Origin of the sequence: Pantoea sp. C2G6, assembly GCF_051336815.1 — a bacterium.
In the GTDB taxonomy this organism is placed as follows: Bacteria; Pseudomonadota; Gammaproteobacteria; order Enterobacterales; family Enterobacteriaceae; genus Pantoea.
Genome location: NZ_JBGMNJ010000046.1, coordinates 1 through 341 on the forward strand (window position 1 = coordinate 1; position 341 = coordinate 341).

A 341-nucleotide genomic window follows, 5' to 3' on the forward strand; every position below is an offset into this window, starting at 1 on the left:
CAGGTGCTTTCGGTGCGCTGAAACTCGTCATGGTGCATCACCGCGTCAAGCTGGCGGCTGATCTGGTAATCCAGTTCGGCGATGTGGTGGTCAATCAGCGTTTTGTCCAGCTTCTCGACCTTTGAGCCCGCCTTGGTCAGACACTCCAGAAACACCTGCATCCCGGCGGTGACGCGCTCGTCGGCGGTCGCATCCGACATCGCCTGGGCGTCCTGCCAGCTATCCAGCGCGCTGAGCTGCGAGACCGGGTTCAGATTAATTTTTTCAAACAGCGAGGCGTAAACCCCGCCGGCCGCCGGGCGTTCCAGTACCACGTTTTCGCCACCCGCACTGCTTTCATT

Annotated in this window: 1 pseudogene; it reads right to left on the reverse strand. The window is 60.1% G+C overall.

What is annotated here, in order from left to right:
- Positions 1-341: pseudogene (locus ACCW71_RS20585) on the reverse strand (type VI secretion system contractile sheath large subunit); the annotation flags it as partial.